The sequence below is a fragment of the Rhizobium sp. 10PS4 genome, assembly GCF_032464805.1.
Taxonomy (GTDB): domain Bacteria; phylum Pseudomonadota; class Alphaproteobacteria; order Rhizobiales; family Rhizobiaceae; genus Rhizobium; species Rhizobium laguerreae.
Genome location: NZ_JAWDIW010000020.1, coordinates 44,646 through 69,820 on the forward strand (window position 1 = coordinate 44,646; position 25,175 = coordinate 69,820).

General features: G+C 61.7%; 30 protein-coding genes. 11 read left to right on the top strand and 19 right to left on the bottom strand.

From position 1 onward, the window contains the following. The first annotated feature begins 1 nt into the window (after window position 1). On the top strand, window positions 2-421 hold the full coding sequence (locus RWJ89_RS30690) for a GNAT family N-acetyltransferase (protein ID WP_316031925.1): 420 nt from the start codon (window positions 2-4) through the stop codon (window positions 419-421). 10 nt (window positions 422-431) lie between these two features. Here RWJ89_RS30690 and RWJ89_RS30695 read toward each other — a convergent pair whose 3' ends face one another. After that, window positions 432-1,433: a DUF2125 domain-containing protein gene (locus tag RWJ89_RS30695; protein ID WP_168284967.1), complete on the bottom strand. Its 1,002-nt coding sequence runs from the start codon at window positions 1,431-1,433 to the stop codon at window positions 432-434. Between the two features lie 50 nt (window positions 1,434-1,483). On the opposite strand from RWJ89_RS30695, the gene RWJ89_RS30700 reads away from it, so the two are divergent. Beyond that, window positions 1,484-2,014, top strand: a complete 531-nt coding sequence (locus tag RWJ89_RS30700; RefSeq protein WP_168284966.1) for a gamma-glutamylcyclotransferase — start codon at window positions 1,484-1,486, stop codon at window positions 2,012-2,014. A gap of 2 nt (window positions 2,015-2,016) precedes the next feature. On the opposite strand, the gene RWJ89_RS30705 is transcribed toward RWJ89_RS30700, so the two are convergent. The 4 genes from RWJ89_RS30705 to ftsE all read right to left on the bottom strand — a co-directional run bounded on the left by RWJ89_RS30705 (window position 2,017) and on the right by ftsE (window position 5,351). Then, window positions 2,017-2,814, bottom strand: a complete 798-nt coding sequence (locus RWJ89_RS30705; protein ID WP_168284965.1) for a lysophospholipid acyltransferase family protein — start codon at window positions 2,812-2,814, stop codon at window positions 2,017-2,019. Window positions 2,815-2,901: 87 nt separating this feature from the next. After that, window positions 2,902-3,612 (bottom strand): YdcF family protein, encoded by a 711-nt coding sequence (locus tag RWJ89_RS30710; protein WP_131663281.1) that lies wholly within the window; start codon window positions 3,610-3,612, stop codon window positions 2,902-2,904. A 73-nt stretch (window positions 3,613-3,685) separates the two neighbouring features. Beyond that, window positions 3,686-4,699, bottom strand: a complete 1,014-nt coding sequence (locus tag RWJ89_RS30715; protein ID WP_131640815.1) for a cell division protein FtsX — start codon at window positions 4,697-4,699, stop codon at window positions 3,686-3,688. Then, window positions 4,692-5,351, bottom strand: coding sequence for a cell division ATP-binding protein FtsE (gene ftsE / locus RWJ89_RS30720; RefSeq protein WP_003543317.1), 660 nt, complete (start codon window positions 5,349-5,351; stop codon window positions 4,692-4,694). Before ftsE ends, RWJ89_RS30715 begins: the two co-directional genes overlap by 8 nt. A 206-nt stretch (window positions 5,352-5,557) precedes the next feature. On the opposite strand from ftsE, the gene RWJ89_RS30725 reads away from it, so the two are divergent. From RWJ89_RS30725 to RWJ89_RS30735, 3 genes are all read left to right on the top strand, one after another. Further along, window positions 5,558-6,217 carry a hypothetical protein gene (locus tag RWJ89_RS30725; RefSeq protein ID WP_222062719.1) on the top strand — a complete coding sequence of 220 codons (660 nt, stop codon included), beginning with the start codon at window positions 5,558-5,560 and terminating at the stop codon, window positions 6,215-6,217. Between the two features lie 127 nt (window positions 6,218-6,344). Next, complete coding sequence (gene hpt / locus RWJ89_RS30730) at window positions 6,345-6,887, top strand: hypoxanthine phosphoribosyltransferase (RefSeq protein ID WP_003543314.1); 543 nt, start codon at window positions 6,345-6,347, stop codon at window positions 6,885-6,887. Window positions 6,888-7,105: 218 nt separating this feature from the next. Next, entirely contained in the window at window positions 7,106-7,465 is a 360-nt protein-coding gene (locus RWJ89_RS30735) for a response regulator (protein WP_020665298.1), read from the top strand. 137 nt (window positions 7,466-7,602) lie between these two features. Here RWJ89_RS30735 and RWJ89_RS30740 read toward each other — a convergent pair whose 3' ends face one another. The 4 genes from RWJ89_RS30740 to argH form a co-directional block, all read right to left on the bottom strand. Next, the gene (locus RWJ89_RS30740) at window positions 7,603-10,251 is read right to left on the bottom strand and encodes a TIGR02302 family protein (RefSeq protein WP_222062721.1); all 2,649 of its coding nucleotides are present in this window, start codon (window positions 10,249-10,251) and stop codon (window positions 7,603-7,605) included. Window positions 10,252-10,416: 165 nt separating this feature from the next. After that, window positions 10,417-11,685 carry a diaminopimelate decarboxylase gene (lysA, locus tag RWJ89_RS30745; protein ID WP_011653712.1) on the bottom strand — a complete coding sequence of 423 codons (1,269 nt, stop codon included), beginning with the start codon at window positions 11,683-11,685 and terminating at the stop codon, window positions 10,417-10,419. 11 nt (window positions 11,686-11,696) lie between these two features. Beyond that, window positions 11,697-11,891 (bottom strand): LPS translocon maturation chaperone LptM, encoded by a 195-nt coding sequence (lptM, locus tag RWJ89_RS30750; protein ID WP_026265471.1) that lies wholly within the window; start codon window positions 11,889-11,891, stop codon window positions 11,697-11,699. 166 nt (window positions 11,892-12,057) lie between these two features. Next, the gene (gene argH, locus RWJ89_RS30755; protein ID WP_316031926.1) at window positions 12,058-13,461 is read right to left on the bottom strand and encodes an argininosuccinate lyase; all 1,404 of its coding nucleotides are present in this window, start codon (window positions 13,459-13,461) and stop codon (window positions 12,058-12,060) included. Between the two features lie 40 nt (window positions 13,462-13,501). On the opposite strand from argH, the gene tlpA reads away from it, so the two are divergent. Then, complete coding sequence (tlpA, locus tag RWJ89_RS30760; protein ID WP_316031927.1) at window positions 13,502-14,164, top strand: thiol:disulfide interchange protein TlpA; 663 nt, start codon at window positions 13,502-13,504, stop codon at window positions 14,162-14,164. Window positions 14,165-14,342: 178 nt separating this feature from the next. Here tlpA and RWJ89_RS30765 read toward each other — a convergent pair whose 3' ends face one another. From RWJ89_RS30765 to RWJ89_RS30795, 7 genes are all read right to left on the bottom strand, one after another. Continuing rightward, complete coding sequence (locus RWJ89_RS30765) at window positions 14,343-15,224, bottom strand: 3-hydroxybutyryl-CoA dehydrogenase (protein ID WP_017966357.1); 882 nt, start codon at window positions 15,222-15,224, stop codon at window positions 14,343-14,345. Window positions 15,225-15,372: 148 nt separating this feature from the next. After that, entirely contained in the window at window positions 15,373-16,302 is a 930-nt protein-coding gene (locus RWJ89_RS30770) for an electron transfer flavoprotein subunit alpha/FixB family protein (protein ID WP_222062727.1), read from the bottom strand. A 25-nt stretch (window positions 16,303-16,327) separates the two neighbouring features. Further along, window positions 16,328-17,077, bottom strand: coding sequence for an electron transfer flavoprotein subunit beta/FixA family protein (locus RWJ89_RS30775; RefSeq protein ID WP_222062729.1), 750 nt, complete (start codon window positions 17,075-17,077; stop codon window positions 16,328-16,330). Window positions 17,078-17,265: 188 nt separating this feature from the next. Next, window positions 17,266-18,051, bottom strand: a complete 786-nt coding sequence (locus RWJ89_RS30780; RefSeq protein WP_316031928.1) for a rhomboid family intramembrane serine protease — start codon at window positions 18,049-18,051, stop codon at window positions 17,266-17,268. 33 nt (window positions 18,052-18,084) lie between these two features. Beyond that, complete coding sequence (locus RWJ89_RS30785; protein WP_316031929.1) at window positions 18,085-18,663, bottom strand: cob(I)yrinic acid a,c-diamide adenosyltransferase; 579 nt, start codon at window positions 18,661-18,663, stop codon at window positions 18,085-18,087. A gap of 21 nt (window positions 18,664-18,684) precedes the next feature. Next, window positions 18,685-18,888, bottom strand: coding sequence for a twin transmembrane helix small protein (locus tag RWJ89_RS30790; protein WP_020051818.1), 204 nt, complete (start codon window positions 18,886-18,888; stop codon window positions 18,685-18,687). Window positions 18,889-18,906: 18 nt separating this feature from the next. Further along, window positions 18,907-19,740 carry an SDR family oxidoreductase gene (locus tag RWJ89_RS30795; RefSeq protein ID WP_131663292.1) on the bottom strand — a complete coding sequence of 278 codons (834 nt, stop codon included), beginning with the start codon at window positions 19,738-19,740 and terminating at the stop codon, window positions 18,907-18,909. Between the two features lie 76 nt (window positions 19,741-19,816). Here RWJ89_RS30795 and RWJ89_RS30800 point away from each other — a divergent pair, with 76 nt between their 5' ends. Continuing rightward, window positions 19,817-20,740: a YihY/virulence factor BrkB family protein gene (locus RWJ89_RS30800; RefSeq protein ID WP_316031930.1), complete on the top strand. Its 924-nt coding sequence runs from the start codon at window positions 19,817-19,819 to the stop codon at window positions 20,738-20,740. Here the strand turns inward: RWJ89_RS30800 and gluQRS are convergent. Further along, window positions 20,705-21,586: a tRNA glutamyl-Q(34) synthetase GluQRS gene (gene gluQRS, locus RWJ89_RS30805; protein ID WP_077977755.1), complete on the bottom strand. Its 882-nt coding sequence runs from the start codon at window positions 21,584-21,586 to the stop codon at window positions 20,705-20,707. The genes RWJ89_RS30800 and gluQRS overlap by 36 nt on opposite strands. On the opposite strand from gluQRS, the gene RWJ89_RS30810 reads away from it, so the two are divergent. Then, window positions 21,585-22,277, top strand: coding sequence for a DNA-3-methyladenine glycosylase family protein (locus RWJ89_RS30810; protein ID WP_316031935.1), 693 nt, complete (start codon window positions 21,585-21,587; stop codon window positions 22,275-22,277). The two genes, gluQRS and RWJ89_RS30810, sit on opposite strands and share 2 nt — an antisense overlap. 111 nt (window positions 22,278-22,388) lie before the next feature. After that, on the top strand, window positions 22,389-22,946 hold the full coding sequence (locus tag RWJ89_RS30815; protein WP_020051813.1) for an HNH endonuclease: 558 nt from the start codon (window positions 22,389-22,391) through the stop codon (window positions 22,944-22,946). A gap of 75 nt (window positions 22,947-23,021) precedes the next feature. On the opposite strand, the gene RWJ89_RS30820 is transcribed toward RWJ89_RS30815, so the two are convergent. Continuing rightward, window positions 23,022-23,537 carry a disulfide bond formation protein B gene (locus tag RWJ89_RS30820; protein ID WP_077977753.1) on the bottom strand — a complete coding sequence of 172 codons (516 nt, stop codon included), beginning with the start codon at window positions 23,535-23,537 and terminating at the stop codon, window positions 23,022-23,024. Between the two features lie 76 nt (window positions 23,538-23,613). After that, window positions 23,614-24,204, bottom strand: a complete 591-nt coding sequence (locus RWJ89_RS30825; protein ID WP_065281419.1) for a YqaA family protein — start codon at window positions 24,202-24,204, stop codon at window positions 23,614-23,616. Between the two features lie 197 nt (window positions 24,205-24,401). Here RWJ89_RS30825 and RWJ89_RS30830 point away from each other — a divergent pair, with 197 nt between their 5' ends. Further along, window positions 24,402-24,692 (top strand): hypothetical protein, encoded by a 291-nt coding sequence (locus RWJ89_RS30830; RefSeq protein WP_077977752.1) that lies wholly within the window; start codon window positions 24,402-24,404, stop codon window positions 24,690-24,692. A gap of 117 nt (window positions 24,693-24,809) precedes the next feature. Then, a complete protein-coding gene (locus RWJ89_RS30835) occupies window positions 24,810-25,139 on the top strand; it encodes a hypothetical protein (protein ID WP_077977751.1) in 330 nt (109 codons plus the stop codon). The last annotated feature ends 36 nt before the right edge of the window (window positions 25,140-25,175 follow it).

The window sequence follows — 25,175 nt, forward strand, 5'->3', positions numbered from 1 at the left end:
GATGGTGGAGGTGGCAAGCGCTGGCCAGGCGGATATGGACTGGCTGGTACGCGAGGATGCCAGCGCCGGTGAAGCGTGGGTATCGCGCTGTGTCTCGCTCGGCGAATATCTGGTTGCCAGGGAGGCCGGCGAGATCGTCGGCTTCCTGCGCTTCTCCCGTTTCTGGGGCAGGGTTCCCTATATGGAAATGATCCGCGTCCTGCCCGGCCACCGCCGGTCGGGCGTTGGAACGGCGCTGTTTCTCGCTTGGGAAGACGCCATGCGCGGCGACGGCGCCCGTCTGCTGATGACGTCGAGCGAATGCGACGAAAGCCGGCCTCAGGACTGGCATCGCCGCAACGGATTTTTCGAAACCGGCGCGATCGAGCTGCCCGGCCTGCAAGCGGTGCCGAAAGTCTTTTTCATCAAGCAGATAGCCTGAGGCGAGATATTCAGATCGGCGGAATCCGGCCGAGCGGGATAAAACCGCTGACGGTGGCATTGCCGCGATCGACGACGAGATCGACGGAGACCTTGTCGCCGCCGCCGGCAAGCGCCTTCAAGAGCTTCGTCGCCGTGTTGACGGTCGAGGCGATATCCGGAAAGGCCTGTTTCAGGCTGTCCCCCCAGGGGCCGAGCTGTTCGATTTCCAGCTTGAATTTTCCCGAGAGGAAGCCCTGTTCGTCGAAAGAGAAGGGTCCGGTGAGCGTCATCACCTTGCCGTCGCCGATGTCGGCGACGATGCGGCGCAGGTCGCCGGTGGCACCATTCAGGCCGTTCCGGTCGCTGCCGTCGATCAGACCGGCCTTGCCAACGACGGTCAGATCGATGCTCGCCGACAGTTTCGGAAAGATCTGCGGCCTGTCCTTGATCGCTGCGTTGGCGTTCTGCACGGAGATCGCACCGTCGAGATCGGCGCCGTTCTGGCGCAGATGGATTTCAGTGCGAGCCGCATCGAAGCTCATGGTCTGGCCGGTGTAGGAGGAGACGGCCATCGCCTTCAGACCTTCGATGACGGTCGAGCTGCGGTCCACGCCCTGCAGCCTGGTCGCAAGACTCGCCTGCAGGTTCGTCCATTGGGCCGAGATCGAAAGGCCGTTGCTCGTGCGGATTTCGGCCGGCGAATCCAGTTCCCAGACGATATCGCCGGGCGCATAGACCTGTGCTGCCGAGCGCAGCGCGCCGAAGGTGGCGGAGACGCCGTTGACATTGTCGTCGACATCGATCTTGGAGCAGAACAGGCCGATACGGAAAGGATAGCCGCGGAATTCGATATCGGAGCATTCGCCACTGACGCCTGCCTGGTCGCGTGGTGCAATCGCTTTCAGCACCGTGGTCTTCAATGCCGACGCCGCATAGAACCAGCCGCCGGTATAAATCGCGATCGCCAGGAGGATACCTCCACCCAGCAACCAGAATTTCTTGCCGCTGCCGGATCGGCTTGACGCTGCCATGATGTTCTCCAATGGTGAATCGCAAATGTGATTCCGGTCTGGCGTGCGATATGGACGAATTTTGGGTATTTGGCTACGGTTCGCTGATGTGGAATCCGGGCTTCGAGTTCATGGAGCGGGCAGAGGCCCTGGTATACGGCTACAGGCGTTCGCTCTGCGTCCGCTCCTTTGTCCATCGCGGCACCCGCGACAATCCAGGCCTGGTTCTCGGCCTCGACAGGGGTGGCGCCTGCCGCGGCATGGCTTTCCGCATTTCGCCGGAAAAATGGGATGAGGTGATCGATTATCTCCGCGCCCGCGAGCTGGTCACCAATGTCTACCTGGAGCGCCGAGTGCGGCTGCAGCTTGCCGGCCGGCGCCCGGTGGAAGCGGTCGCCTACATCATCGACCGCGAGCATGAGCAATATGCCGGCGCACTCGATGCGCTTGCGGCGGCACGGGTGGTGAACGAAGCAAAAGGCCAGTCTGGCCCGAATGACGCCTATGTCTTCAACACGCTGATGCATCTGAAGCAGATGGGCATTCGCGACCATTGGCTGGAGCAGGTCGTCAACGAAGTGGAGCGGCTGCGCGCCGCCTGATCTCAGCCAGTTGCCGTGTTCCGCTTGCGCAACTCGACCAGTCTGTCGGCCGCCGTCGGCGGGAGCGGCAGATGCGGATTTTGCGCGACGGTTTCGAGCAGAAGCTCGTCGCTTGCCCGCTCCGATACCTCGATCAGATGGGCGAAAAAGGCGTCCGGATCCATTCCCGGCATGATCGGCGGGAGGATCTTCACCTTGAAATGGCCGGGATAACGACGAATGCTCCGCCGAGGCCAGAAGAGGCCGGGATGCATGGCGATCGGCACGACGGGGAGGTTAAGGTCGCGGTACATGCGGGCGATGCCGTATTTATAGAGCGGCTCTGCGCCCGGCGGACGGCGGGTGCCCTCGGGATAGATGATGAGCTGGCGGCCGGTTGAAAGCTCTTCCTTCGTGCGCTTCAGCACTTCCACCATCACCTTGCCGCGGGCGCCGCGATCGACCGGGATCATGCGCTGTTTCTTCGCATACCAGCCGAAGAGCGGAATCCACATCAGCTCGCGCTTCAGGATGTAAACCGGATCCTTCAGCCAGGGCAGCAGTGCGTAGGTATCCCAGAAGGACTGATGCTTCGGCGCCAGGATGTAACTGCCGTCAGGCAGGTTCTCCAGGCCCTCGATCTCGAAGGTGGTGCCGACGATCACCCGCATCAGCCAGTGGTTGGAGCGCGCCCAGTTCTTGGGAATCGCATAGGCGATCTTGCGCTGCACGACGAAATAGTAGGGCGAGAGCACGATCATCTGGATGATGAGGTTGGCGTAGAAGATCGTGTTGAAGAGAACGGAACGCAGGGCGATCATGAAACTTTCCCGAGGCATGCTCACGCGACCGGCCTACACGATATTGCCCGCCATAAAAAGCGTTTGATGCTGCCCTGATGTAAAAGCTCAGTCTGAGGCGGCTACGCCTGCCGAGCGCAGCCCGGTGTGGCGGCCGAAGCCGGTGATGTTGCGGGCGCCGGTCAGCAGCACCTTCACATATTCGGCCAGCATGACGCGCATCGCATTCGGGTCGGTGAACCAGTTGCGGCTCTTCAAATCCGAATTGACCACGGGATAAGCGATGAACTCGATGTCGGGATCGACATAGGAGAGCTCGGCGAGGCTTCGCGGCATGTGGTAGTTGTTGGTGACGATCAGAACGCTGCGGTATCCCTTGGCGTGAATCCAGTTCGAAGCTTCCTCGGCATTGCCAATCGTGTCGATCGCATCGTAGCCGATATCGACACAGCAGGAGAAGAGATCGGCCGGGCCCTGCGTCATCTTGCGGATCTGTGCCGGCGTCGTCGTCGGGTGGGCGCCGGAAATGAGCAAGCGCTTGCCGGCACCCTGCTGCAGCAGCTCCACGGCCTGGTCGATGCGCTGGTAACCACCCGTCAGCACCACGATGGCATCCGCCTTCGGTTCGGCCGGGGGCTTCAGCGTCGTCACGGAATCGGCAAAACGCAGAAAACCCCCGAACACCAAGGCGATTGCCAGCAAGCAGGCAAAGCCGCCCCAGCGCAGCAGGCGGCGGATCGGCCCGCGCCGCGGCAGCAAACCTGCCGGGCGATCAAGCTCCGGGTCCTGATGAATCGGGTTGGGTGTCGTGTGTCCCATCGTCATGAATCGTGATTATACGCTGATTGCGGCGCGGAACAGACGCTTTCATGGCAAAACGGCACGGTCGCGATCAACTTCCGATGCCGTCGGTGCGTGTCGGGTCCGAGCGTAGAGTATCGATTTCGTAGATCGTCCGCATGACGGTCAGCCGCGCGGTGAAGGTGGTCAGGAGTGCGATGACGATCATCGTCGCGAAGATGCCGGCATAACCGAGCACGCCGACGGAAAAGGTGCCGAAAAGCGCGGTCGCCTGGTCGGTCTCCGGGGTGGCAAGGGTGCGGCTTTGCCAGAAACCGGCGGTGGCGAAGAAGAGAGCGGCAAGCGCGCTGCCGATCGCCGAGCCCTTGAGGCTGATCTTCAGGAAATGCTTCTGGAATTCGGTGGCGACGAAGGAGCTTTCGGCTCCGACGAAATGCAGCACCTCGACGACGTGACGGTTGCCCGACAACGCGCCGCGCGTGGCGAAGACGACGGTGAGCACCATCGCCGTGAAAACCAAGAGCAGGATGCCGGTGCCGATCATGACAGTCGTGTGCGCCATGGACACCAGCCGGTCGACCCAGGTGCGGTGATCGTCAAGGGTGGCCTGCGGGATACTGTCCTTCAGCAGCGCCCGCATCGAAGCGAAATCCGGCGGATTGCTCTCGTCGATGGTGATGATGACGAGACGGGGGACGGGCAGATCCTTGAGATCGAGACCGGGGCCGAGCCAGGGTTCGAGCAGGCGAGCGGTCGCCGCCTCGTCGACGATCTGGCCGCTCTTGGTGCCGACGAAGGTCAGCGCCAGGTCGCGCGCCTGGGTCAGCGCCTTTTCCATGTCGAGGTTGTCGTCCGGCTTGATCTGAATGGTGATCTCGCGGGAGATCTGGCTCTCCCAGCTTGCCGCCGTCGAGCGCACCATGCTGACGCCGCCGAGCGTCAGGCAGGCGAGAAAGGCCATGATCGATATCACCACCATCAAGGCGCTGCCCTGGATGTTGGAAGGCGGCAGGATGGGCGCGGTCGGGCGCACGCGCAATTCCGGCCGCTTCTGCTGGGTCTTGGCAGACGCCCTCTCGGGGTTTCTGGACGGGGGCTCAGTCATAAATATCGAGATGTCCCTCTGAGAGGATCATGCGGCGGGCTTCTACCTGCTCCATCAGCGCCAGGTCATGCGTGGCGATCACGACTGCCGTGCCGAGGCGGTTCAGCTCGAGGAAAAGGTTGAGCAGGCGCTTGGCCATCGGCGGGTCGACATTGCCTGTGGGTTCGTCGGCCAGCAGCACTTCCGGCCGATCCATCAGCGCCCGGGCGATTGCGGCGCGCTGCTTCTCGCCGCCGGAGAGTACGGGCGGCAGCACGTTGATGCGTTCGCCGAGGCCGACCCATTTCAAAAGCTCCAGCACGTCGGTCTTGTAGGAGCTCTCATCCTTGCCACGCACCCGTAACGGCAAAGCGACATTCTCATAGGTGGTGAGATGGTCAAGGAGGCGGAAATCCTGGAAGACGATGCCGACGCGGCGGCGCAGCAGCGGCAGTTCGGGGCGGGGGATTTCGGAAATGTCGCGCCCGAACATGCGGATCAGGCCGCGCGTCGGCTGCAGCGACATGAAAAGCATCCGCAGCAGCGACGTCTTGCCGGCGCCGGATGGACCCGTCAGGAACTGAAAGGATTTCTTCGGAATGTCGAAGGTCAGGTCCCGGAGGATTTCCGGGCCCATGCCATAGCGCAAACCGACATTCTCGAAGTGGATCAACGGGCAGCTCAGTCTGTTGTGGGTTTCACCGCACGACTTGTTAACCAACACCGTTAACAGCCGGTAAATTTTGCTGGAAAGACGCCCGTTTGATGGCGATCTTTGCGAAGCATTAACTATTAAAATTTACGACTGAGCAGGATTCGTTTCAATGCCAAGATTTCCCCTGGCAGCGAAACCATGTGGACATCTGCGAGGCAGCCACCATGGAAGCATCCTACTTCAGTCGCCGGACGCCGGGCCAGGCCTATGATTTCCTGCCGCCGGAACCTGCCAACCGTCGGTACCGCTCGGCGCGTCCTGCCGATATCTCCGACGCCGAATTCGTCACCCTCGGCAAAGTTCGGCCCAGGGAATTCAATGCAAGGACCTATAACGACAACCGCAAGCGTATGGCTGCCGCAAACGCCGCACCGCCGCCGTTCATGCCGACAATGGCTGCTTCCGTTCTGCAGACCGTGGAATCCTGGCTGCAGCGCGCGTCGATGCGGAGCTTCGTAGCGCTGGTGCTGGCGCTCGTCGTGCTCGTCTTCGGGCTTGCGGGTGGTTTTTCCGGCCTTTCCGGCGAGCGAGCCACCTCCGGAGCATCGCTGCATTTCACCCATGTCACGGTGACGCCGCGTGATGCGAACGGCATGCGCGTGCTCGTCATCAACGGCATCATCGAAAACGAGAGCGGCGCCACACAAACGGTGCATCCGATCCGTGCCGATCTCGTGACCGACGAGCGGCTGACCGCAAGCATCGTCATCAACCCGCCCGCCGACGTGATCTATGGCGGCCAGAGCCGGGGCTTCTCGGCTCGCGTCCAGCATGCCGGCGGAAAAATGCCGGAAGTCCGGCTTTCCTTCCTGCCACAGACGTAACAGGACATGGAATGCCGACTTTCGCGCCACAGGTCGCGCCAATCCCGCTAATTTCATAGCCGGCGAGGCTGTTTCAGGCTCGCATATGTGCTAACGGCTTACCCTTCTTTTCATGGAGCAAGCCCTTATGCCTGTCGTGCGCGGAAAAAATATCGAGCCGCTCTTCACCGCCGAGCAGATCGCCGAGCGCAATCATTCGATGGCGCGGGAGATCGCCAGCGGCCCGACCAAGGACCTGCTCGTCATTGCCGTGCTCAAGGGCTCCTTCATCTTCGCCGCCGACCTGATCCGCGCCCTGCATGATAGCGGGCTTGCCCCGGAGGTCGAGTTCATCACGCTGTCGAGTTACGGCATCGGCACGGTTTCGCAAGGCGTGCGCATCGTCAAGGATATCGACAGTGACGTGCATGGCCGCGACGTCCTGCTGATCGACGATATCCTCGAATCCGGCCGGACGCTGCTCTTTGCCAAGGAGTTGCTCTTCGAACGTGGCGCGCGCAACGTCACGATCGCCGTGCTGCTCGACAAGCGCGTCAAGCGCAAGGAAAAGCTGGAGGCTGATTATGTCGGCTTCGAATGCCCTGACTATTTTGTCGTCGGCTACGGCATGGATGTCGCCTATGCCTTTCGCGAACTGCCCTTCGTCGGCGTGGTGACCGGGGACGCCTGAGCTACTGCATAATTCCTTAAATCGGAATCGATTTAAGGATAAAATTATGCAGCAATTAAAAGTGTTACAGCGTCCTTTGCGCGTCTTAAAGACGCGCGGCGCTGTAATGCCTTCGAGACGGGTTGTTAACCATCTCGTCCATCGCTTCCTCATCTTTACCGATCGAAAAGGAAAGTCTGGTGATTTCCGTCACGGGGCTGATACGGAGCGATGCACATATGGCAAGAATTCTGATTACGGAAGACGAGGACTCCCTGCGGTCCTTCGTAGCCCGGGCCCTGCGGCTTGACGGCCACGAGACCGACGAGGCTGCCGACGGGGCTGAAGGCCTGGAGAAGCTCAAGGACGGGGTCTACGATCTGCTGCTTTCAGATATCCGCATGCCCGTGATGGACGGCATTGAACTCGCCCATCAGGCAAAAGACGCCTTCCCGGGTCTGAAGATCCTGCTAATGACCGGTTATGCCGAACAGCGCGAACGGGCCGACGATCTTGCCGAAAAGATCATCGACGTCGTCGCCAAGCCATTCGCGCTTCCCGATATCCGCAAGGCAGTCGCCCGGGCGCTCGTCTCTTAAAGCATGACGCCGACAGTGTGAGCGGTTTTCGGACGGCATCCGGCTCACCCTCCTTGATTTGGAACGGGATTCAGATTTTGGTCGGATCGGCCTAAAACCATCCCGTTCGCGCCTGCTATTGTGCGGCGGCGGAAGGATTATTGGATGTCCAGCAGCCGCTCGAGATAGCGCCGTTCCATTTCCTGCGGCGGATTGTTGCCGAGTTTCTCGCGGATCGCGTCGAGGATTTCTCGCGCCCGTTGAACGTCGATTTCGTCAGGCACCTTCACGTTATCGCCGAAATCAGGTCCCTGGGTCCGGCGTGGCCGGCCGAGCGGGTCGCGACCGTTCTGGTCGCCCTGGCCCACCTGGCCGTTCGGGCCTTGACCCTGCTGACCCTGCTGCGCCTGCATCATCTGGTTCATCATGTCGCGGGCGCCTTGGCGAAGTGCTTCGAGCGCGCGGCCCTGGCCCTCGACGGCCGGTTGACCGCGGCCCTGGCCGAGTTCACGGCCGGCACCTTCCATTTCGCGTTGCGCTTGGCCGAAGCCCGGGCCGGGCTTCATGCCCATCTCGCCAAGGCTCTTCTGCAATTCGCCGAGCTGCTTGCCGAGCGCATCCTGCTGGGCGCGCAGCTGTTTCAGCGCCTCGCGCAGCTGCTCGGCCGTCATCTGGTCGGAGGGTTGCTGGCCTTCCTTGCCTTGCTGGCCCTGCTGCTGGTCCTGCGGCTCGCCGTTCTCTCCGGGGTTCATCTCGTCGAGCAGCGGATCGTTTTCGCCCATGTCAGTTTCACCGCGCTGCATGCGGTCCCTGAGCTGCTGGTCGAGTCGGAAGGTCTGTTCCATCAGCTTCTGCTGGTCGCGCAGGATTTCGCCGAGCTTGTCGATCTGCTTGCGGGCTTCGCTGTTTTCCTGGCCCTGCTGGCCGCGCTGCGGACGGCCCGCCTGCAGGTTGTTCATCATCCGCTGCAATTCCGACAGCATCTGCTGGGCCGCGTCACGATTGCCGGAGCGAGCGAGATTCTCGATCTGGTCCATCATCCGTTCCAGATCCTGCTGGCGCAGGATGTTCTGCGCATTCTGGTTCTGCTGCATCGGCGCGTTCTGCATGCGCTCTGCAAGTTCGGTCATATAGTCCTGCATCGCCTTGCGCAGCTCATCCATCAGCTTCTTGATTTCCTCGTCGGGAGCGTTGCGATCCAACGCATCGGCGAGGTTCTGCTGGGCCTCGCGCAGCTTGCGCTCGGCCAGCGAAAGATCGCCATCCTCCATGCCGAGGGCGATCTCCCAAAGATATTGGGCGGTATCCTTCAGCGCATCCTCGCTCTTTGCGAGCTTCATGCGCGCCAGGGCGGATTCGAGCAGCAGATAGTTGGTGAGCTTGGGGATGGTCTCTTCGGGGCGGATGGTCAGCGCCTCATTCAGCGCGATTGCCTGCGGCATCTTGCGCGTATCGAGCGCAAAGACCTGCCGTTCCTCGGCGACGGCTGCGGCAAGCGGCTCGTTGAAGGGCCGCGACGGCAGCGTCATTTCGTGCGGTGGGCTGCGGCCGGTCTGGCCGGCGGCATCCTTGGCGACGAGGGTGATGCGCACGCGCTTGCCGGCAAGCGGATGTTCGGTCAGGTTCCGGCTGGTCACGCCCTTGGCGTCGCGGGCGTTGCGGCGGGGAATATCCAGCCGGTATTCCGGCAGCGGATAGAGCGGCGTTGCCGTCGGATCGGTTTCGACCGGAACGATCTCCGCATGCGCCTCTTGGACCCCGTAATCGTCCTTGACGGTGAAGCCGATTTCAAGCGCGCCGTTGACGCTGCGCTTCGGCAGGCCGTCAAAAGCAATTTCCGGCGCCTTGTCGGGGAGCACGTCGAAGCTCCAGCGGCGGCCATTGACCTCGAGTGCGCCGTTCTCCTGCAGCTTCATCATATGCGTCTGCGCGAGGGCTTGTCCGACGGGTGCCGCCGTCTGTTGCTCGCTGCCTGATGCCACCGTTTGTTGCGGTTTGGTATCGGCCTGCACGGCAATATCCTGCGCCTCGCCGTTCGCCTTGCGGAACACGACCTTTTCGGTCGTCTTTCCGCCGCTGACGCGGACAGTGAGGCCTGAAAACTGCGGAATGCCGATCGGCGCCTGCTCGCTGCCATCGGCCGTCAGATAAATTGGCGCGCGGCCGGTATAAGAAGGCGGTGTCACCCAGGCATCGATGCGTACCGCCGGATTGCTGACCACCTGCTCGGGTGCTGCCTGCAACGCGTCGCGGATCGAGCCGCCGTTGATCGACAGCGAATAACCGAAGGCAGTGACAAGCAGCAGCGCCGGGACGGCGCGGAGCGCGAAACGGTCATGCGCGGCAATATCAGGCCGCGGCAGTCCGGCATCGAGCGCTGCGATCTTTTCGGCCATGCGCGTCTGGTGCTCGCGCCAGAGCGCCCGGCCGAAGGGGGTATCGAAGGCCGGCTCGTCTTCCTGGACAGTAACCGGCTGGTGCGGCAGGCCGTTGCGCTCTTCCAGCATGCGGTCGGCTTCTCCCACCCTCGGCCAGCGCAGGGTGCGGAACGGGAGAAGCGAAACTAAAAAAGCGGCGGCAAAGGCAATCAGCAGCAGGATGCGCAGCCAGTCCGGCGCGCTGCGGAAGAGGCCGAACCAGGAAGCGCAGAGATAAAAGGCGACGACGGACAGTACCGGCATCAAAGGCGGCAGCAGCTGCTCGAAAAACAGCACCACGCGCGCCAGCAGGCGTTTCGTCGTCACCAGCCGGGCAAGCGACGGACGGACCGCAAATGCACCTTTCTTCTGCCGCGAGGGGCTTGTCATCGGTCCGGTCTCCGCGATCTGGCGTTCTGGAACAGAGGGCGCTTCCGGCGATTGCAGTGCAATACGCTCATGAACGAAAGGATAACACTCTTTGTGGCGAAGGCGAGGGCGAGCGGCCGGTATTACCGGCTTTTCACGTTAATTCGCCAAAAAGTGATGGCCTGTTCAGTCGAGCCAGGCCGGAACGGAGTCGAGGCTGATCAGTTCAGCATAGGTTCTGCGCGGGCGAATCGTATGGAAATCGCTGCCCCTGACCAGAACTTCCGGCACCAGCAGGCGGCTGTTATAAGTGCCGGCCTGGACTGCGCCGTAGGCGCCGGCAGTGCTGACGGCCATCAGGTCGCCGGGCTTCGGCATTGCCATCTCGCGGTCAAGTGCCAGATAATCGCCGGTCTCGCAGACGGGACCGACCACGTCGGCGCGGATGCGGGGGGCGTTGGCTGCCGAAATCGTCACGGGGCGGATCTCGTGATAGGCCTCGTAGAGCGTCGGGCGGATGAGATCGTTCATCGCACCATCGACGATGACGAAGGTCTTTTCGCCGCCATCCTTCACATAGAGGACTTCGGTCACGAGGATGCCGGCGTTGCCGACGATCAGGCGGCCGGGCTCGGTGATGATCTTGCAGTCCAGGCCGCGCAGCTGGTTCTTGACGATTGCCGCATAGGCATCCGGCAGCGGCGGCGGATTGTTGTCGTCCTTGTAGGGGATGCCGAGGCCGCCGCCGATATCGACGTGATGGATGGTGTGGCCGTCGGCGCGCAGCGTCGCGACAAGGTCGTGCAGCAGTTTGAAGGCGTCGTCGAAAGGCTGCAGCTCGGTGATCTGGCTGCCGATATGCATGTCGATGCCGGTGACCTCGATGCCCGGCAGCCTGGCGGCATGGGCATAGATGGCGCGGGCGCGCTCCCAGGAGATGCCGAACTTGTTTTCCTTCTTGCCGGTCGAGATCTTGGAATGCGTCTTTGCATCGACATCAGGGTTGATCCGGAAGGAGACTGGCGCTTTCTTGCCCGCGCTGACGGCGCGCTGGTTGAGGATCTCGAGCTCGGGCTCGGATTCGACGTTGAAGCAGTAGATGCCGGCCTCAAGCGCAAAATCCATTTCGGACGGCGTCTTGCCGACACCTGAGAACATGATGCGGTTTGCCGGAATGTCGGCGGCAAGGGCGCGGCGTAGCTCGCCCTCGGAGACGACGTCGATACCGGCGCCGAGGCGGCCCAGCGTCTTCAGCACCGCCTGGTTCGAATTCGCCTTCATCGCATAGCAGACCATGGAGTCCATGTCGGCGAAGGCTTCCGAAAAGACGCGGTAATGACGCTCCAGTGTTGCAGTGGAATAGACGTAAAAGGGTGTGCCGACCGCCTTGGCGATCTCGGGAACGGGAACATTCTCGGCATGAAGGACGCCGTCACGGTACTCGAAATGGTTCACGGGCTTATGCCTTAAAGAAGGGGGTCGAGAAGGAAGGGCTTGTCGACGGTTCCCGGCCGTTTCGTCGGCTTGGAAACGTCGCCTTCCTTGGTTGCCGCAGCGCTCGGCGGATCGAGGTCGCCCTTGCGCCCGCATCCGGCAACGGCAAGACCGATGACGGCGAGAACCGCCGTCAGGCGGACGAGGTGCGGCAAGCTCTTCTGCATGGATATCCTCTTCTGCGGCATGCGATGGCACCATTCATATCGAATGATTGATATCTTCATAGCGAAGTTTATTCGCCTTGTGCACCCTGATTGTTGGGCGGTTTGTTGGGCGGTCTTTCCGCGCCTGCAGGAAGGGCGCGGCGGCTTTCGCCACGCTTGGTGTCTCTTAGTTTCGGGCGCGCCAGAAGGCGATCTGCCTGCGCACTTCGGACGGCGCGGTGCCGCCGAAGCTCTTGCGGCTGGCGACCGAAGCCTCGACAGTCAGCACGTCGTAGACCTTGTCGGTGATGTCGGCATGAATCGCCTGCAGATCGGAGAGCGGTAGCTCGGCAAGGTCGCAGCCTTTGCTTTCGGCGAGCGCTACGGCGCGGCCGGTGGCGTGATGGGCGTCGCGGAAGGGGAGGCCCGCTTCGCGCACCAGCCAGTCGGCAAGATCGGTCGCCGTCGAATAGCCTGAGCCGGCCGCCGCCTTCATGCGCGCGGTGTTGACGGTCATGTCGCGCACCATGCCGGTCATGGCGGCGATTGCCAGTTCCAGGCTCTCGGCTGCGTCGAAGACCTGTTCCTTGTCTTCCTGCATGTCCTTGGAATAGGCGAGCGGCAGGCCCTTCATGATCGTCAGCAGCGCCACCAGCGAGCCGTTGATCCGGCCGGTCTTGGCGCGCACCAGTTCGGCGGCATCCGGATTCTTCTTCTGCGGCATGATCGACGAGCCGGTCGAGAAGGCGTCGGAGAGACGCACGAAACCGAATTGCGGGGTCGACCAGATGACGATCTCTTCTGCCAGACGCGACAGGTGCATGCCCGCAATCGCTGCGATCGACAGGAATTCGATGGCGAAATCGCGGTCGGAAACCGTATCGATGGAGTTGCGGGTCGGCTCGCGGAAACCGAGCGCCTTGGCCGTCATGTGGCGGTCGATCGGATAGCCGGTGCCGGCAAGTGCGGCGGCACCGATCGGGCTTTCATCCAGATGCTCGATGGCGTGGCGCGCGCGCGCGCGATCGCGGCCGAACATTTCGACATAGGCCATGCAGTGATGGCCGAAGGTAACGGGCTGGGCGGTCTGCAGATGGGTGAAGCCCGGCATGACGCTTTCGGCATGCTCTTCGGCGCGATCGAGGAAGGCCGCGATCAGGCCGGTCAGCATCCGCTCGGTTTTCTCAAGCTCTTCCTTTACCCAGAGACGGAAATCGAGCGCCACCTGATCGTTGCGCGAGCGGGCGGTGTGCAGGCGGCCGGCCGTCGGGCCGATCAGCGTCGCCAGGCGTGCTTCGATATTCATATGGATGTCTTCGAGCTGACGCGAGAATTCGAAATTGCCGCTTTCGATTTCTGACAGGATCGTGTTTAGCCCGTGAACGATCTTGTCCTTATCGTCAGTGGAAATGATCTCCTGATGGGCGAGCATCGTCGCATGGGCAATCGAACCGCGGATATCCTGCGCGAATAGCTTCTTGTCGAAACCGATCGAGGCATTTATCTCCTCCATGATCGCGTCCGGGCCGGAGGCGAAGCGACCGCCCCACATCTGGTTGGAGGATTTGGTGTCCGTGGTGTCGTCGGCCATGAAGGTGTCCGCCTTGAGGATGCATGTCCAGGAGAATGAAATGACGACAAGAAAACCCCTCGGGCTGCCATCCCTGAGATGGATCGCGATGGCCGCCGTTGCGGGTGTCGTTGCCGGTGCGGCAGCGGTATACGTGAAGGAGACGGGGATTGGCAATGGCGGCGGCGAAACGGCGTCGGCCGAATGCAAGCTTGCCAAGGATCGCATGGCCGGTATTACACCGCTGATGAGGGGACAGGTGGCCGCCATGGTCGCTGTCAATGAGCCGCGCAAGCTGACCGCCATTTCCTTCAACGGGCCGGACGGCAAACCGCTGACGCTCGATCATTTCGCCGGCAAGACCGTGCTTCTCAATCTCTGGGCGACATGGTGCGTCCCCTGCCGCGAGGAGATGCCGGCGCTGAATGCGCTCGAGAAGGAGTTGGGCAGCGACAGGTTCCAGGTCGTGCCGGTCAATATCGACAGTGGCGACGACGAGAAGCCGAAGACCTTCCTTGCGGAGACCGGCGTCGATGCGCTGCAGCTCTATCGCGACAATACGATTTCGGTGTTCAACAGCCTGAAGAAAGAGGGCCTCGCCATGGGGCTGCCGGTGACGCTACTGATCGATGACAAGGGATGCCTGATCTCCGCCATGAACGGCCCTGCCGCTTGGGACAGCGAGGATGCCAAGGCGCTGATCAAGGGTGCGATCGGGTCGTAAGAATGCCGGTCAGGAGTCTCCGTCTCCTTTTATGAGGAACACACCCGCAAGTCCGATGAGCACGAAGCATTGCAGCAGGAACATCGGAGTTTCGATCGACATTGCGTTTCCTCGCGTTCACGGCAAGGAAAGCATTTCGCGGGCGCTCGGTCCATTCAGCCTTTCTGATGATGTCAGCTTAGCGCGTCGGTACCGGCACTTCACCGCGATAGTCATAGAAGCCGCGCCCGGACTTGCGCCCAAGCCAGCCGGCCTCGACATACTTCACCAGCAGCGGGCAGGGACGATATTTCGAATCCGCCAAGCCGTCATGCAGCACCTGCATAATCGAGAGGCAGGTGTCGAGGCCGATGAAATCGGCAAGCTGCAGCGGTCCCATCGGATGGTTGGCGCCGAGCTTCATCGCCGTATCGATGGCGTCGACCGTGCCCACGCCTTCATAGAGCGTGTAGATCGCTTCGTTGATCATCGGCAGCAGGATGCGGTTGACGATGAAGGCCGGGAAATCCTCAGCGACAGTGATGGTCTTTTCCAGCGTGCCGACGAATTCCTTGGCGGCGGAGAAGGTCTTCTCGTCGGTGGCGATGCCGCGCACCAATTCGACCAGCTTCATGACAGGCACCGGGTTCATGAAGTGTATGCCCATGAAGCGTTCGGGGCGGTCGGTGGCGGCAGCAAGCCGGGTGATGGAAAGGGAAGAGGTGTTAGTGGCAAGCAGCGCTTCCGGCTTCAGGACCGGACAGACCTGGGTATAGATCTTGCGCTTGACCGTTTCATCCTCGGTGGCGGCCTCGATGACGAGATCGGAGGGGGCGAGGTCATTGACATCGGACGAGCCTGATATGAGCGACAAGGTCGACTTGCGTTCCTCTTCGGTCATCTTGCCGTTCGTCACCAGGCGGGCCAGGTTGCCGTTGATGGTGGCAAGGCCGGATTCAATGCGGTCCTGCGAGAGATCGTAGATGTGAACCCTGTAACCTGCGGCGGCCGAAACATGCGCGATGCCGCAGCCCATCTGGCCGGCACCTATAATACCAATATTCTTCAACACCGCATTCATCTCCAAACCCCCGCACGGCATTCGCCCCCGCGCCGCCGCATTTTTCTAGCAATACTGCCGGACGAAGGATCGCCCGGCAGCAGTAGTAGCCCGATAAAAGATAATTTTCCAGTCATTCGCACGTGCGAAAGAAAAGCATTTGACGCGGTCAGAGCGCCTTTTCCAATTCCGGCAAGACATCGAAGAGATCGGCGACGAGGCCATAGTCGGCGACCTGGAAGATCGGCGCCTCCTCGTCCTTGTTGATGGCGACGATCACCTTCGAATCCTTCATGCCGGCCAGATGCTGGATGGCGCCTGAAATGCCGCAGGCAATGTAGAGCTGCGGCGCCACCACCTTGCCGGTCTGGCCGACCTGCCAGTCGTTCGGGGCATAACCGGCATCGACGGCAGCTCTGGATGCACCGACGGCGGCGCCGAGCTTGTCGGCAAGCGGCAGGATAACTTCCCTGAATTTTTCCGCCGAGCCGAGTGCGCGGCCGCCGGAAATGATGATCTTGGCCGACGTCAGTTCCGGCCGGTCGGAGGCCGACAGCGCATCGCCGACGAAGGTCGAAAGCCCCGGATCGGAAACCGCCGGGATCGCCTCGACGGTGGCTGAGCCGCCTTCCGGTGCAGAGGCGAAGGAAGCGGTGCGCACGGTGATCACCTTCTTGGCATCACTTGCCTGCACCGTCTGGATGGCATTGCCGGCATAGATCGGCCGCTTGAAGGTATCTGAGGAAATTACCTCGATGATCTCCGAGACCTGGGCGACATCGAGAAGAGCGGCGACCCGCGGCAGCACGTTCTTACCAACCGAGGTGGCGGCAGACAGGATCGTGTCATAGCTGCCTGCCAGCGAGACGATCAGGTCGGCCAGCGGCTCGGCCAGATTGTTGGCGAGCTCGTCGCTCTCGGCCAGCAGCACCTTGGAGACGCCGGCAAGTTTTGCCGCTTGTTCGGCAGCGGGCTTGGCAGCCTTGCCGGCAACCAGCACATGAATATCGCCGCCGATCTTTGCGGCAGCCGTCAGCGCCTTGGCGGTCTGGTCGGACAGGCTGGCATTGTCGTGGTCAGCCAGAAGAAGAATGGTCATGATGATGGCTCCTGTTCCCAGCTGACTACAGCACGCCGGCTTCGTTTTTGAGCTTGTCGATCAGTTCGGCGACCGACTTGACCTTGACGCCGGCCTTGCGGCCGGACGGCTCCTCGGTCTTCAGCACCTTGAGGCGCGGCGTCGTGTCGACACCGAAGTCGCTTGGCGTCTTCTTGTCGAGCGGCTTCTTCTTCGCCTTCATGATATTAGGCAGCGAGGCATAACGCGGTTCGTTCAAGCGCAGATCGGTGGTCACAACAGCCGGCAGCTTGATCTCGATCGTCTGCAGGCCGCCATCGACTTCGCGGGTGACCTGAGCCTTGCCATCGCCGATCTCGATCTTCGAGGCGAAGGTCGCCTGGGCAACTCCCATCAGTGCCGCCAGCATCTGGCCGGTCTGGTTGCTGTCGTCGTCAATCGCCTGCTTGCCAACGATGATCAGCCCCGGCTGTTCGGCGTCTGCGACAGCCTTGAGGATCTTCGCCACAGCGAGCGGCTCGATCTGATCGTCGGTCTCGACCAGGATCGCCCGGTCGGCGCCCATCGCAAGGGCGGTCCTCAGCGTCTCCTCGGCCTTGGCCGGACCGATCGAGACGACCACCACTTCCTCGCACCTGCCGGCTTCCTTCAGCCGCAGCGCCTCTTCCACCGAGATCTCGTCGAACGGGTTCATCGACATCTTCACATTGGCAAGCTCGACACCCGTGCCGTCCGGCTTCACCCGGATCTTCACGTTGTAATCGACAACCCGTTTGACTGGGACGAGTATCTTCATGGGGTCCTTCCTTCAGGAGAAACTGGCTTCAGAGACTTTTTTAGAAAATGCGCGCTCGAGCGCCGCTCCGATTGTCGAATGGCGACATGGATACGCGCTTTTCCTCCAAATTCAACGCTTCCATGACGGCGGGCAGGCGATTTGCCCGGCAATATATGGACGTTTACGTTCACGTCAATATGGGTCGCCTAGCGTCGACCCCAGGGAAAGCGTTGCGCCGTTCGCCCGTCCGTGCCGGCCGTGAGGGCAGGGCCGGCGCCCGGCTCGTTTCTGACGGCGCGGGGCGTGACGATCTGCCGGTCGAAGAGCGGCACACCAGGCCGGCGGAACACCAGGATCAGGAAAGCCCCGGCAAGGATGCCGCCGACATGCGCGCCCCAGGAAACGTCGCCGTCAGGTGCGATCGCCAGCATGAAGAACTGCTGCCCGATCCATAAAAGCAGCGGCACGAAGGCCGGCAGCGGCAGCGGCACGCGGAAGAACACCAGCACCCAGACCCGGACGCGCGGATGCAGCATGACATAGGCGGCAACGACGCCGGAGACCGCCCCCGATGCGCCGACCAGCGGCGCTTCCGAGGTCATGGTCAGCAGGCCGTGGCAAAGCGCGCCGGCAGCGGCGCAAACGAGATAGAAAATCAGGAAGCGCAGATGTCCCATCGCATCCTCGACATTATCGCCGAAGACCCAGAGGAAGATCATGTTGCCGGCCAGATGCCAGAAGCCGGTATGGACGAAGGCATAGGTGAGGTAGGTCAGCGGCTCCGGCACGATTTCGAGTCCCTGCGCCAGCACCGCGTGGCCGAAGGCGATTGCCGGGATGTAGCCGAGACCGACGGTCGTCGCCTGAGCTGCCTGCTCGCTCTCCAGGCTGGTCAAAAGCCAGAACGCGAAGTTCAGCGCCATCAGTGCGAGCGTTACCCACTGAACCTTGATATGTTTCAGCGTATTGGCATCGTGAAGTGGTATGAACATAAAGGCCCCTCGGCGATCGTGATCGCGACAAGCCTATCTGTTTTTTCCCGGAACCCAAAGCACATCCGCATGGCCCCGGTCATTTGCATGACGTGCTGCGACGAAGAGGAAATCGGAGAGCCGGTTGACATATTTCATCGCCGGCTCGCCGACGATTTCGCCGTCGGTGCGGGCAAGCGCCACCATCAAACGTTCGGCGCGCCGCGCAATCGTGCGGGCAAGATGCAGATGGGCGGCAGCCGGGCTGCCGCCTGGCAGGATGAAGGATTTGAGCGGCTCCAGGCCGGCGTTCAACCGGTCGATATCACGCTCGACGCGGTCGACCTGCGTCTCGACGATCCGCAGCGGCTCATAGGCCGGCGGCTCACCAATGTCAGGGGTGGCGAGATCGGCGCCGAGATCGAAGAGGTCGTTCTGGATAGACATCAGCATGGCGTCGAGTTCAGGCAAGCCGGCCGTGTGCAGCCGCGCCAGGCCGATCGCGGAATTGGCCTCGTCGGTCGTGCCGTAGGCCTCGACGCGCAGATCGTCTTTCAGCCGGCGCGGGCCGGACACCAGCCCGGTCGTGCCGTCATCGCCTGTTTTCGTGTAGATCTTGTTGAGCTTGACCACGGTTTCCCCCTTGAAGTTCGATCAGGTCGGGCGGCCGCCGCCGGTGATCCAGAGCGTCACCATGATCAGGATGACGGCGATCGCCTGCAACAGCACACGAAGCTGCATCAGCTTGTTGGAACGGTTGGGATCGCCGCCCTTCATCATGTTGAAGAGACCGCGGATCAGGACGAGGGCGACGACGCCCATGACGATGATTGCGAGGATATAGGTGACCGTGGACATGGCGCTCAGCTTTCTCAGTCAGTCCGTCCAGCGCATCAGGCGGTAGAAGAGGTCTGCCGGAAGCAGCCGCTTCAGGAACATGCCCTGTTTAGCCGGAGTCGTTACGGGATAATGTGGCCTCGGATTCTTCGAGTTCAATGCGTGTTTCAACACGGAATAGACCGCTTCCGGGCCGAGTCTATGGCGGTTGACCGGCCCCGATCCGTCGAGTCTCGCCAATTGCCTGATATAATCGACCGCGTGCGGCGAATTCTCGATGTCGATATGTTCCTTGATCTTTGCGAGCGCATTGGCGGTAAAACGTGTGGCGATCGGACCCGGCTCGATCAGGCTCACATGGATGCCGCTGCCCTGCAGCTCCATGCGCAGGGTGATGCTGAGGCCTTCGAGTGCGAATTTGGACGCGGTGTAGGCGCCGCGATAGCGATAGGGAACGACACCGAGGATCGACGAGCATTGCACGATCCGCCCTTCGCCACGGTTGCGCATCGACGGAATGACCTGCCGCGTCAGCTCATGCCAGCCGAAGAAATTCGCCTCGAACTGCGCGCGTAGCGTTGCCGTCGACAGATCCTCGACGGCGCCCGGCTGGCCATAGGCGCCGTTATTGAAGAGCGCGTCGATGCGACCGCCGCTGCGTTCCAGGACCGCGCCGACCAGGTCGGAAATCGTCTCGGTCCTGGCATAGTCCATCAGGAAGGCTTCGATGCCTTCCGCTTCCAGCCCCTGGAGATCGTCCGGCTTGCGCACCGTCGCGAAGACACGCCAGCCATCGGCTTTCAGCGCCCGCGCGCAATGAGCGCCGATACCGGAAGAACATCCGGTCACGACGATGGTGCGCTCTCCCGCCATGGAATGATTCCTGTACAAAATGGGACTCGTTTCCCATATTCGGCCAGAGGATACAATCTGGAAAGCCGGAGACGGAATGCCGAAGGTGCTGCGCACGATCTACGACGTGGTCTATGACGCGATCTGTCATATGGTCGAGGACGACGGCTTTGCGATGGCGAGCCACGTGGCGCTGTCGAGCCTGCTTGCGGTTTTCCCCTTCCTGATCTTCGGCACCGCGCTTGCAAGCTTCCTTGGCGCCGATCAATTTTCCTCGACGGCCATCCATCTGATCTTCGACACCTGGCCCGAGGCGATCGCCAAGCCGCTCGCCGACCAGGTGCTGCAGGTGCTGACCATTCCGCGCGGCGGACTGCTGACGATCTCGGTGCTGGCCGCCGCTTATTTCGCCTCGAACGGCGTCGAGGCGCTGCGCATCTCGCTCAACCGCGCCTACCGGGTACAGGAAACACGGCCCTGGTATTTCACGCGTCTCGCCAGCCTCGGCTACGTGCTGATCGCGGTCTTCATCTTCGCGGCGATCAGCATCCTGCTGGTCGCCCTGCCGCTGGCGCTCGATTATGCGCGCGGCTGGTTTCCGCTGTTTGCCGATACGCTCGACATCGTCTTCAGCTGGCGCATCTACGGTACGCTGGTGGTTCTGACCGTCGGACTGCTGGTCATGCATCTCTGGCTGCCGGCCGGCAAGCGGCGGGTCTTCGACGTCATTCCCGGCGTGCTGTTGACGCTGCTTCTCTGGCTCGCCGGCGCGCTGATCTTTGCCTATTATCTCGCGACCTTCGCCAATTATACCGCAACCTATGCCGGTCTCGCCTCTGTCATGATCGTGCTGATCTTCCTCTACATGGTCGGCGTCATCTTCATCATCGGGGCGGAGATCAATGCAGCGCTGATCAAGTTCCGCGTCTTCCGGATGTTTTCGCACACGCTTTCGATCGTCGGCAGAGAGCGTGTCGAAAGGCAATCAGAGCCCGACAAGGCGGCGAATATCCGCCCCTGACATGCCCTGGGCGCGCAATTCGCCAAGGCCGGTGTCGCCTTGGCTTTTCGAAAGCTTGCGGCCATCCGCGCCGAGAATGAGACGATGATGGTGATAGACCGGCTGCGGCAGGCCGAGCAGCACCTGCAACAGCCGGTGCACCGATGTGGCGTGGAAGAGGTCGAGCCCACGCACGACATGGGTGACGCCCTGCAGCGCATCGTCGACGACCACGGAAAGATGATAGCTCGATGGCGCATCCGAGCGCGACAGGATGACGTCGCCCCAGACGTCGGGCTCGGCGGCGATCTCGCCTGTCCTGCCGTCGCCGGTTTCCGTCCAGAACAGCAGTTCGCCGATCAGGTCGAGCGCTTTGCGCATATCGAGCCGCCAGGCATGTTTCTTCCCCGAGGTCAGCATGTCCCGCCATTCGTCTGCCGGACGCTCGCGATCACTTGCGGGATAATGCGGGGCGCCGTCGGGATCGCGCGGCCAGGATTCACCCGCTGCCTCGTAGGCGACGACGCGCGCCTTCACCTCGCCGCGCGTCAGAAAAGCTGGATAGACCAGCCCGCGCTCGATCAGAGCGTGCAACGCCGCCTGATATTCGGGAAAATGTTCCGACTGGCGCCGCACCGGGCTTTCCCAGCTGATATCAAGCCATTCGAGATCCCTCAGGATGCCGGCCTCGAACTCGGGCGTGCAGCGGGTCTGGTCGATATCCTCGATGCGCAGCAGCAGGCGGCCTTGTTCGGCCTCTGCCATGTCGCGGTTCAGAAGGGCCGAGAGGGCATGGCCGAGATGCAACGGTCCGTTGGGACTCGGCGCAAAACGAAAGACAGGTTTTTGACGCTCACTCGTGGTCATGCTTTCTTCTGCCATGGATTCGGCTTTTGAACCACTGCGAGGCAATGTGCAGATCATCCGCAACGACGATGACGTCAGGCAGGGGCTCGAAGCGCTGCTTCGCCTCGATCCGCGTCTTGTGCCGATCGTCGCCGACGCTGGACCCATTCCGCTGCGATTGCGCGAGCCAGGCTTTGCCGGTCTTGCCCATATCATCGTCTCGCAGATGGTATCGCGCGCCAGCGCCGAGGCGATCTGGCGGCGCATGCTGCCGGCGGACGGTTCGCTGACGGCCGAAGGCTACGCACTGCTTCACGCCGAGGCGTGGCGCGAATTCGGTCTGTCGCGCGCCAAGGCCGAGACGCTGTCGCGGATTGCCGAAGCGGTCGCTTCCGGCCGTCTCGATCTCTCCGGGCTCTGCCTGAAGCCGCCGGCCGAGGCGCTTGGCGAACTGACCGCGCTGAAGGGTGTCGGGCCGTGGACGGCAGAGGTCTATCTGATGTTTTGCGGCGGTCATGCCGATGTTTTCCCGGCCGGCGATGTCGCGCTGCAGAATGCCGTCGGGACCGCATTCAGTCTTGCCGCACGGCCGCAGGCGAAGATGCTTGCTGAGCTTTCGGCAGTCTGGTCGCCGTGGCGCTCGGTGGCGGCACGGCTTTTCTGGGCCTACTACGCCACGAAGATGCGCCGTGACGGGGTGCCGATCGGCTGATCGGCAACACTCTTCAAAATGCCTTTATCCTCTGAATTTATTGGACTTCACAATCCTGTAACAACCGGCCTAATATACAGGTGCAGATGCCGAATCGATCAGGAGAGTCCCTTGACGATTGCAGTCTCCCCACAGGCCCTGCCGGCGCTCGTCCTGAACGCTGACTACCGGCCACTGAGTTATTACCCCTTGTCGTTGTGGTCCTGGCAGGACGCGATCAAGGCGGTATTTCTCGACCGTGTGAACATCATTGCAGAATATGAACATTCGGTTTCCTCGCCGAGCTTTTCGATGCGGCTTCCGAGCGTCGTGTGCCTGAAGACTTACGTTCAGCCCTCCCGCAATCCCGCTTTCACCCGGTTCAACGTCTTCCTGCGCGACCGGTTCGAATGCCAGTATTGCGGCGCCCATGACGACCTGACCTTCGACCACGTCATCCCGCGCGCCCATGGCGGCGAGACGACCTGGGAGAATGTCGTGGCAGCCTGTTCGCCCTGCAATCTGCGCAAGGGCAGCAAACTTCCGAAGCAGGCAGCCATGTTTCCGGCGCAGAAGCCCTACCAGCCGACGGTGCAGGATCTGCACAATAACGGCCGGCTGTTCCCGCCGAACTATCTGCATGAAAGCTGGCTCGACTATCTCTATTGGGATACCGAACTGCAGCCCTGATCGAACGGCCTGCAGCGCCGCGCGTCCTTTCAGAGGCGCAAAGGACGCTGCAGCCCATTCGAATGCTGCATAATTTTACGAGGCGGCCTTGCGAACGCCGACAAAGGCGAAGGCTGCGAGCAGGATTCCGGCAATCACGTTCCAGCCCGCAAAAGACAGGCCGAGCACGCGCAGCGCCGCATCGGTGCAGGACGGGCCCTTGATGGTGTTGAGCTCACCAAGCAGATCGCCGGCATTGGTCGTCATGCTGCTTGCCGTCGTCGAGCAGGTGGCCGGGCCCGGCCAGAAGTGCCATTCGACACCGGCGTGATAAACACCCATGCCTGCCGTCACCAGCATCAGGATGCCGGCGGCGAGAATGAGCGCCCGGGTGATCCAGTTCGGCAGGCCGACGAGCTCGGAGATTGCGGCCAGGATCGCGATCGGGATAGCGTAATAATAGGGCTGCCGCTGCAACAGGCAGAGCGCACAGGGAATATAGCCGCCGATATACTGGAAGCCGAGCGCCGTGCCGACGGCCGCCGCCATGCCGGTGGCGAGCAACATGGAATAGACAAAGCCGGGGCGGGCGAGCGGCGAGGAAATAGTCATGGCGGAGCTCCGCGAGTTTAGTAGAGCATGAGATGCGGATTGATTTTAGGCCTGTTCGGCCGAAAATCATCCTCGCCTAGTGAGCGAAAGAGCGGTAGCCGACATATAGCACGATCACCGTAGCGGCACCGATGCCAACGATCTGGCCGAGGCGCTTCTCGATGAAGTCACGGATCGGCTCGCCGTAGTGGCGCAGCAGCCATGCGAGGAAGAGGAAACGCGCGCCGCGTGCAATAATCGCCGAAACAATGAAAAGGCCCAGATTGACGTGAATGACGCCGGACAGGATCGTCACGATCTTGATCGGCGGCAAATGCGCAAGACCTGATGTGACAAGCAGCAGCAGGATCCACTCGTAGGTGACATAGGCCTTCATCTGCTCGAAGGCATCGAGCTTGCCGTAAAATTCGAGCACCGGCCGCGCCACCGTCTCATAGGCGTAAAAGCCGAGCGCCCAGCCGGCGATGCCGCCGAGTACGGAAGCGACGGTCGCGACCAGCGCGTAGCGATAGGAGCGTTCCGGCCTGGCAAGCGCCATCGGCAGGAACAGCACGTCGGCGGGAACGAGAAAGACGGAGCTTTCGACGAAGGCGATGACGGCGAGCCAGATTTCGGCCGATTTGCGTGCGGCCAGAGACATGGTCCAGTCGTAAAGTCTGCGGAGCATTCCGTTTCCTTCCTGTTGCAGTGCAAAAGAGCTTTAGGGGCCGTGCGCGGCGCTGTAAATGCTCGTCCGTGTCCTTCGTGCCACCGCCGTCAAAAAAATTTCGTGATGACGGGTGTCAGCACCTCTCCCAAGATTTCACGGGATTGCGAATCGGCCATTCTGCGGCAAGCTGATTTAGGGTCGACGTGCAGGGCGGCATGAGAATGTTCAAAGTGATCGAAGGTGGCCGTGGGCGGGCCGTGCAAATGGATGACCGGTCCGAGAAGGGGCGTGGACCGAGCAGAGACGACGTGCGCCGGGAGGCCGCGCGACGGATCGACGACAGCGGTTATCATCTGTCCCGCATCCGGGAATTCGCGACCGGCGTGCCGATGCTGGCCTCTCTCAAACACTTGTCGCTACAGATCGACTTCGCAGCCGAGGCGTTGTCGCGGCTCGACCCAATCCCGGACGATTTCCGCGCCGATGGTTATTGGCCGGCGGGCTGAGGCAATCACGCTTACGGCGCCGCGCGTCCGGGTACTTAATCCCGACGCCTGTCGGAACAACGGCTTGACTGCATGGTTTCCTTCTCATGATCAACAAATCCCGAGGAGGATATTCCCATGCGGATGAAACTTGCTGCCGCCTCGCTGCTCGCCCTTGGCATGGCGACGTCGGCTTTCGCACAGGCCAACCCGCCGCAGGCTCCGACCAACAGCGGCGCCAATACGCCGAGCAGCTCGGAATATGACAGCACCGGCAACAGCGGCAGCGGCACGACGGTACCACTGGATCCGAATGCAACGAACAGCACGACGAACAATGGCTCCGCCAGTTCGATGAACATGCCGATGAACAAGGCGAATTGCCCGGACCAACCGAGCGGTGAGTCGCTTCAGACGCAAGGCGGCAACAGCGGCACGACGACCAGCGAAGCCTGCCCTGACAAGTAGTCCACTATTTGCCGAAACGCTGCAGCTCCGTCGGGA

Excerpts from the sequence above, each read along its gene's own strand:
- RWJ89_RS30690 (WP_316031925.1), top strand. The coding sequence starts at position 2 with ATGGTGGAGGTGGCAAGCGCTGGCCAGGCGGATATGGACTGGCTGGTA.
- RWJ89_RS30695 (WP_168284967.1), bottom strand. The coding sequence starts at position 1,433 with ATGGCAGCGTCAAGCCGATCCGGCAGCGGCAAGAAATTCTGGTTGCTG.
- RWJ89_RS30700 (WP_168284966.1), top strand. The coding sequence starts at position 1,484 with ATGGACGAATTTTGGGTATTTGGCTACGGTTCGCTGATGTGGAATCCG.
- RWJ89_RS30705 (WP_168284965.1), bottom strand. The coding sequence starts at position 2,814 with ATGATCGCCCTGCGTTCCGTTCTCTTCAACACGATCTTCTACGCCAAC.
- RWJ89_RS30710 (WP_131663281.1), bottom strand. The coding sequence starts at position 3,612 with ATGGGACACACGACACCCAACCCGATTCATCAGGACCCGGAGCTTGAT.
- RWJ89_RS30715 (WP_131640815.1), bottom strand. The coding sequence starts at position 4,699 with ATGACTGAGCCCCCGTCCAGAAACCCCGAGAGGGCGTCTGCCAAGACC.
- RWJ89_RS30725 (WP_222062719.1), top strand. The coding sequence starts at position 5,558 with ATGGAAGCATCCTACTTCAGTCGCCGGACGCCGGGCCAGGCCTATGAT.
- hpt (WP_003543314.1), top strand. The coding sequence starts at position 6,345 with ATGCCTGTCGTGCGCGGAAAAAATATCGAGCCGCTCTTCACCGCCGAG.
- RWJ89_RS30735 (WP_020665298.1), top strand. The coding sequence starts at position 7,106 with ATGGCAAGAATTCTGATTACGGAAGACGAGGACTCCCTGCGGTCCTTC.
- RWJ89_RS30740 (WP_222062721.1), bottom strand. The coding sequence starts at position 10,251 with ATGACAAGCCCCTCGCGGCAGAAGAAAGGTGCATTTGCGGTCCGTCCG.
- lptM (WP_026265471.1), bottom strand. The coding sequence starts at position 11,891 with ATGCAGAAGAGCTTGCCGCACCTCGTCCGCCTGACGGCGGTTCTCGCC.
- argH (WP_316031926.1), bottom strand. The coding sequence starts at position 13,461 with ATGGCCGACGACACCACGGACACCAAATCCTCCAACCAGATGTGGGGC.
- tlpA (WP_316031927.1), top strand. The coding sequence starts at position 13,502 with ATGACGACAAGAAAACCCCTCGGGCTGCCATCCCTGAGATGGATCGCG.
- RWJ89_RS30765 (WP_017966357.1), bottom strand. The coding sequence starts at position 15,224 with ATGAATGCGGTGTTGAAGAATATTGGTATTATAGGTGCCGGCCAGATG.
- RWJ89_RS30770 (WP_222062727.1), bottom strand. The coding sequence starts at position 16,302 with ATGACCATTCTTCTTCTGGCTGACCACGACAATGCCAGCCTGTCCGAC.
- RWJ89_RS30775 (WP_222062729.1), bottom strand. The coding sequence starts at position 17,077 with ATGAAGATACTCGTCCCAGTCAAACGGGTTGTCGATTACAACGTGAAG.
- RWJ89_RS30780 (WP_316031928.1), bottom strand. The coding sequence starts at position 18,051 with ATGTTCATACCACTTCACGATGCCAATACGCTGAAACATATCAAGGTT.
- RWJ89_RS30790 (WP_020051818.1), bottom strand. The coding sequence starts at position 18,888 with ATGTCCACGGTCACCTATATCCTCGCAATCATCGTCATGGGCGTCGTC.
- RWJ89_RS30795 (WP_131663292.1), bottom strand. The coding sequence starts at position 19,740 with ATGGCGGGAGAGCGCACCATCGTCGTGACCGGATGTTCTTCCGGTATC.
- RWJ89_RS30800 (WP_316031930.1), top strand. The coding sequence starts at position 19,817 with ATGCCGAAGGTGCTGCGCACGATCTACGACGTGGTCTATGACGCGATC.
- RWJ89_RS30810 (WP_316031935.1), top strand. The coding sequence starts at position 21,585 with ATGCTTTCTTCTGCCATGGATTCGGCTTTTGAACCACTGCGAGGCAAT.
- gluQRS (WP_077977755.1), bottom strand. The coding sequence starts at position 21,586 with ATGACCACGAGTGAGCGTCAAAAACCTGTCTTTCGTTTTGCGCCGAGT.
- RWJ89_RS30820 (WP_077977753.1), bottom strand. The coding sequence starts at position 23,537 with ATGACTATTTCCTCGCCGCTCGCCCGCCCCGGCTTTGTCTATTCCATG.
- RWJ89_RS30825 (WP_065281419.1), bottom strand. The coding sequence starts at position 24,204 with ATGCTCCGCAGACTTTACGACTGGACCATGTCTCTGGCCGCACGCAAA.
- RWJ89_RS30830 (WP_077977752.1), top strand. The coding sequence starts at position 24,402 with ATGAGAATGTTCAAAGTGATCGAAGGTGGCCGTGGGCGGGCCGTGCAA.
- RWJ89_RS30835 (WP_077977751.1), top strand. The coding sequence starts at position 24,810 with ATGCGGATGAAACTTGCTGCCGCCTCGCTGCTCGCCCTTGGCATGGCG.